Here is a 4933-nt window from a genome sequence, read left to right on the forward strand (position 1 = left end):
ATTAGAACGAGTGTTTAGAAAAAGATGTGCCATTTATTGACATAGGAGCACTTTTTTATTCATACAAATGAATATTTATTACGTATATACTTTTTTATTTACATAAAACAGATTAAACCAAGTTTACACATTCAAAAGCTTTGCTATCTAATACTACACTACAAAGTTGCCTTGGGTTATCTCACAATCTAAACTTTGAAAATTGGTATACCTTAATTCCATTCCTTGATTCCTTTTGATTCGACTTTCTTAACTTGTGAAATCTACCTAAGTCTCTTTGTAATCTCGCTTACATATCTTTCAACTTATTCAACAGAAATAAATACTTTTAGTTGACTTCTGTTCTTAGCTGGCTTAGTTTTTAGGAAGCCTGAAGCGATATGAGCAAAGTTTTTCCCTTAATTTTGCAGAGAAAAACAAAAAAATAACGTGCAGCTCAGTTTTTGAGGTTTCCCCTCGCTTCACTCACAAGTAATCTAGTTTCAGCTTCTTACAGCTATCTTAACAATTAAGTTTTAAACTCACCAGCAAAAACATGCCCTTACTGTATGTTAAGACTCCATTCATGTTACCACTCTAGCCATTAGACAGCAGCTTCTATGTCTGCAGGTCGGCTCTGAACCCAGCCTACAGATCAGATTACAGAATCTATAGACTACTCAATTATTTTTGTGAAGTTCTGGCTGAGTTCACCAGATGTCTACTTTTTAGCGTTCATCCATAAGCAGCTGTCGCATATCGAAATATGAAACCTATGTACTACTAACCTATCTCTCAGCTTGTCTCCTGAGTTTTGAAAATCACCACATTGAACATGTTGATAAAACATGCTACAATAATGACATAAATTAAAACTTGTTCGGGTCATTCAGATACTACCAATATCTGGTGGCTTTTTCTTTATATAAGAGGTTACCTTTGGGTAATCTCTTTTTTGTTTACAATAAGAACTGTAACACAAAATCGCAAGATCGTCAAATGTTTAAGTATACCGTATACAGTGTACTGTAGTAAATATATAGTATGATGTATGTGGTATATAGCATGATGTATGTGGTATACAGTCTATAAATATAATTTTTCCTTTATTATCAAGGTATTAAGAAAACTAGTTTCCTTTGTATACTTTACACAGTGTTCAGTATATAGTATGATGTATATTGTATTAAATATGAAGTCTACGAAAATGAAAAGAGGAAAAAATATGATAATTAGTTGTGCTAATGAAAAAGGTGGTACAGGTAAAACAAGTACTACAGCGCTTCTAGGTTGGGAATTAGCTAGTTTGGGCCACAGTACTTTATTGGTAGATTGCGATCCTCAAAGTAATCTTACAGATCTTATGATTAAAACTAAAAGCCAAGAAAACACTGAAATAACTATCGATCCTTCATTATTTGCTTTACTAATTAATCATAGAGACTTAAAAGAGGGAATTATACGTATAAAAGATAATTTATCTCTCTTACCAGTTGCTTCTGATATGAATTTATTCAGTAGATGGGTTGATAAACAAGAATTAACAGAAAAGGAAAAGGTTACATATTTAAAGGAAGCACTAGGGTCAATTAAGAAAGACTATGATTTTATATTCCTTGATGTAAGCCCTACAATGAGTCTTACTAACGATAATGTATTCATGGCTTGTGATTGGCTAATAATCATGCTGCAGACTCAACAACGTTCACTATTGGGTGCTAAAAGCTTCCTAGAATATTTACAAACCAATTTAATTAATATGTTTGATTCTAAGGTTGATGTTCTAGGTATTTTACCAGTATTAACCAAAGGGCAATCTAAAATAGATAACTCAGTCTTAAAAAGCGCAATTTCAGAGTTTGGTGAAAACAATTTATTCACTAATGTAATAACAGCTATGGAACGTGTTAAGAGGTTTGATTTAACGGGTATCACTGAGGACCACAAAAATGTGTGGGATAAAGCTACTCATAGTGTGTACACAGCAGTAGCAAAAGAGTTAGTAAACAGGTTAGGAGTGAAGTAGTATGAGTAATCTCTTGCAACACAAAAATGATGACAATGAAAAAAAGATAGATAAAAATGTAGACGTTAAAACTAAGTCTATCTCAAGACAAGATGTAGGTTTTACTGATATTGAAAAAGATGTTATACCTACTTTTGATGTAAGTGTACGTCTAGATAATCATTCTAGAAATGCTTTAATGGCACTTGCTAAAACTACAGCAGAAAAAAGAACTATTTCAGAAATGCTTTCTATTATGATTGAAGATTACACTAAGCAATTAAGTAGTAACACAATAACAGCTTACACAGAATATCTGAGTGCTCTAGAAGCTAAAGACAAGCTCTCTTACAAGTTGAAAAATCATAAGTAATAAAAAAGACACTAGCGATTAAGCTGGTGTTTTATTTTTTGTCTAACTATCCTTGTATCAACTTTAAGTAATTTAGCTACTGCTCCTATCCTAGTTATTTTATTATGGCTCAACTGTCTAAATATTTGTGTACCAAATACTAGAATAAGAGCAACTAGGATAGGAGCGAAATTGAAAGCATTATAAAAACTAGTGTATTTCATTCTAATTAGAGTTAACTTTAGTCAGAAAAATGCCACAACTGTTGAGTTTTGTCGCTTAAAGCATAGCACTAGGGAGGCTTAGATGCCTTTTTTTGTTATCAAAAAGGGCCTAGTACTTTTGGAATGGAAATACTTTCCAACACCAAAAATTCTAGACCCAAAAATACTGACAGTAAAATTAATCATTACGGTTTAAACCGCCGACAAATTAGCACTTTATTGCACAATTAAGGGACTTTTACCCAAAAACGATTGCAAACTGTAAACTTATTAGTTATAATCGCTTTGTGAAATTGGTACTAATTGTTTTCAAAACTTCCGAAAGAAGGCATTTGTATAATGGCTGAACGTAGTTATGACTTTCTGATGCCCAGCGTCAATTTCTTTGGCCCTGGTGTCATTAGTAAGATTGGTGATCGAGCAAAGATGTTAGGGATGAAAAAGCCCGTTATCGTCACGGATAAGTTCCTTGAAGGTTTAAAGGACGGCGCCGTGGAACAGACTTTGGATTCTTTAAAGGCTGCTGGTGTGGACTACGTTGTTTACAACAACGTTGAACCCAACCCTAAGATTCGTAACATCAAAGAAGTTAAGAAACTTTACGAAGAATCCGGTGCGGACTCCATCATCACTGTTGGTGGGGGTTCTGCTCACGATACTGGTAAAGGTGCCGGCATTATTTTGACTAATGGCGACGACATTACCAAGTTGGCTGGGATTGAAACACTCGACAAGGCTTTGCCACCATTAATCGCCGTTAACACGACGGCCGGTACTGGTTCTGAATTAACCCGTCACGCGGTTATCACGAATGAAGAAACCCACTTGAAGTTCGTGGTTGTTTCATGGCGGAACATTCCGTTGGTTTCATTCAACGACCCAACTCTGATGCTCGATGTGCCTAAGGGCTTAACCGCAGCTACTGGGATGGATGCCTTCGTTCAAGCCGTTGAACCTTACGTTTCCGTTGACCACAACCCTATCACCGACTCACAATGTGTGGAAGCTATCAAGTTGATTGAAACTTCCCTTCGTGAAGCCGTTGCTAACGGCCACAACTTGGACGCTCGGACTAAGATGGTCGAAGCTGAAATGTTAGCCGGGATGGCCTTCAACAACGCCAACTTGGGTTACGTTCATGCCATGGCTCACCAACTCGGTGGTCAATACAACGCACCTCATGGTGTTTGCTGTGCCTTACTTCTACCTTACGTTGAAGAATATAACATCATTGCTTGCCCAGATCGTTTCGCCCAATTGGCTGAAATCATGGGTGAAAACACTGAAGGCCTATCAACGCGGGATGCTGCCGAATTAGCCATCAAGGCCATGAAACAATTATCCGAAGACGTTGGTATTCCTCACTCAATCAAAGAAATTGGTGCTAAGCCAGAAGACTTTGAATTGATGGCTGAAAATGCCTTGAAGGATGGGAATGCTTTCTCTAACCCTCGTAAGGGGACAAAGGAAGATATCATCAAGATTTTCCAAGCTGCCTACGACGCTGAATAATTTAACGTAATATGATGAAAAGCCGCCGAATTTCGACGGCTTTTTTAGTGTTTGTGCGTATACTTAAAGGTAGTCAGAGAGGAGTCTCATCATGGAAAAATACTTAACGTTTGACTGCTACGGTACACTACTCAATGAAGAGGCAACCTACGCAGCCATCGAAACAGTTGCTGATAAAATCGGCGTCGATCCACGACTAGCCCGGCAACGCTTTATCACCTATCAAGATAGTCGGGATAACATGCATCCTTATCTCGATTACGCCATTTTGACGCGTAATAACTTGATTCATCTCGATTATCAATTTGGTCTAACCCATCAGTTCGAACGCTATTACGTAGATGTTCTGATCGCTCACCGTAGTTTAAAGCCTTTTCCCGAGGTCATTGGCACCTTAAAGACGCTGCAACAACGCGGTTATCACTTAATCATGATGTCCAATTCATCATGGGATATTATTCCCGCCAACGCTGCGGCTTTAGAAGTTCCCCTTGATATTTGGACTGCTGAGGATGTTCACACGTATAAGCCTGACCCGGTTTTCTTCAAAACAGTGGCAGCACACTATGATTTGACCCCAGCAAACCATTGGCACATTGCTCAAGGATACGGTAGCGACATTGTCACAACCGATGCGCTTGGCTGGCGGTCAATTTGGGTAAACCGTGACCACGCCACTCCCACAACCACTGCACGACCAACACATGAGGTCCATAACTTGGCTGAGATACTCCAATGGCTGTAACAAGTACTACCTGCTAAAAAACTAGGCAATGTCCCCTACGGACACTGTCTAGCTTTTTTGGAAGTTTGTCAAATGGTGTTGAAGGATAGTTTCTATCCTTTGGAGATCTCCTCGTG

4 protein-coding genes are annotated in these 4933 nt (G+C 38.0%); all 4 read left to right on the top strand.

The genetic code is table 11. The features are described from left to right. Positions 1-1204 precede the first annotated feature (1204 nt). The 4 genes from FD20_RS11940 to FD20_RS11955 all read left to right on the top strand — a co-directional run bounded on the left by FD20_RS11940 (position 1205) and on the right by FD20_RS11955 (position 4817). Positions 1205-2005 carry a ParA family protein gene (locus FD20_RS11940; protein ID WP_003688413.1) on the top strand — a complete coding sequence of 267 codons (801 nt, stop codon included), beginning with the start codon at positions 1205-1207 and terminating at the stop codon, positions 2003-2005. Between the two features lies 1 nt (position 2006). Further along, entirely contained in the window at positions 2007-2357 is a 351-nt protein-coding gene (locus tag FD20_RS11945; RefSeq protein ID WP_003688415.1) for a DUF5388 domain-containing protein, read from the top strand. A gap of 542 nt (positions 2358-2899) precedes the next feature. Continuing rightward, complete coding sequence (locus FD20_RS11950; RefSeq protein WP_010623246.1) at positions 2900-4072, top strand: iron-containing alcohol dehydrogenase; 1173 nt, start codon at positions 2900-2902, stop codon at positions 4070-4072. A 91-nt stretch (positions 4073-4163) separates the two neighbouring features. Beyond that, entirely contained in the window at positions 4164-4817 is a 654-nt protein-coding gene (locus tag FD20_RS11955) for an HAD-IA family hydrolase (protein WP_157059124.1), read from the top strand. The last annotated feature ends 116 nt before the right edge of the window (positions 4818-4933 follow it).

This window comes from Liquorilactobacillus uvarum DSM 19971 (genome assembly GCF_001434935.1).
GTDB lineage: Bacteria > Bacillota > Bacilli > Lactobacillales > Lactobacillaceae > Liquorilactobacillus > Liquorilactobacillus uvarum.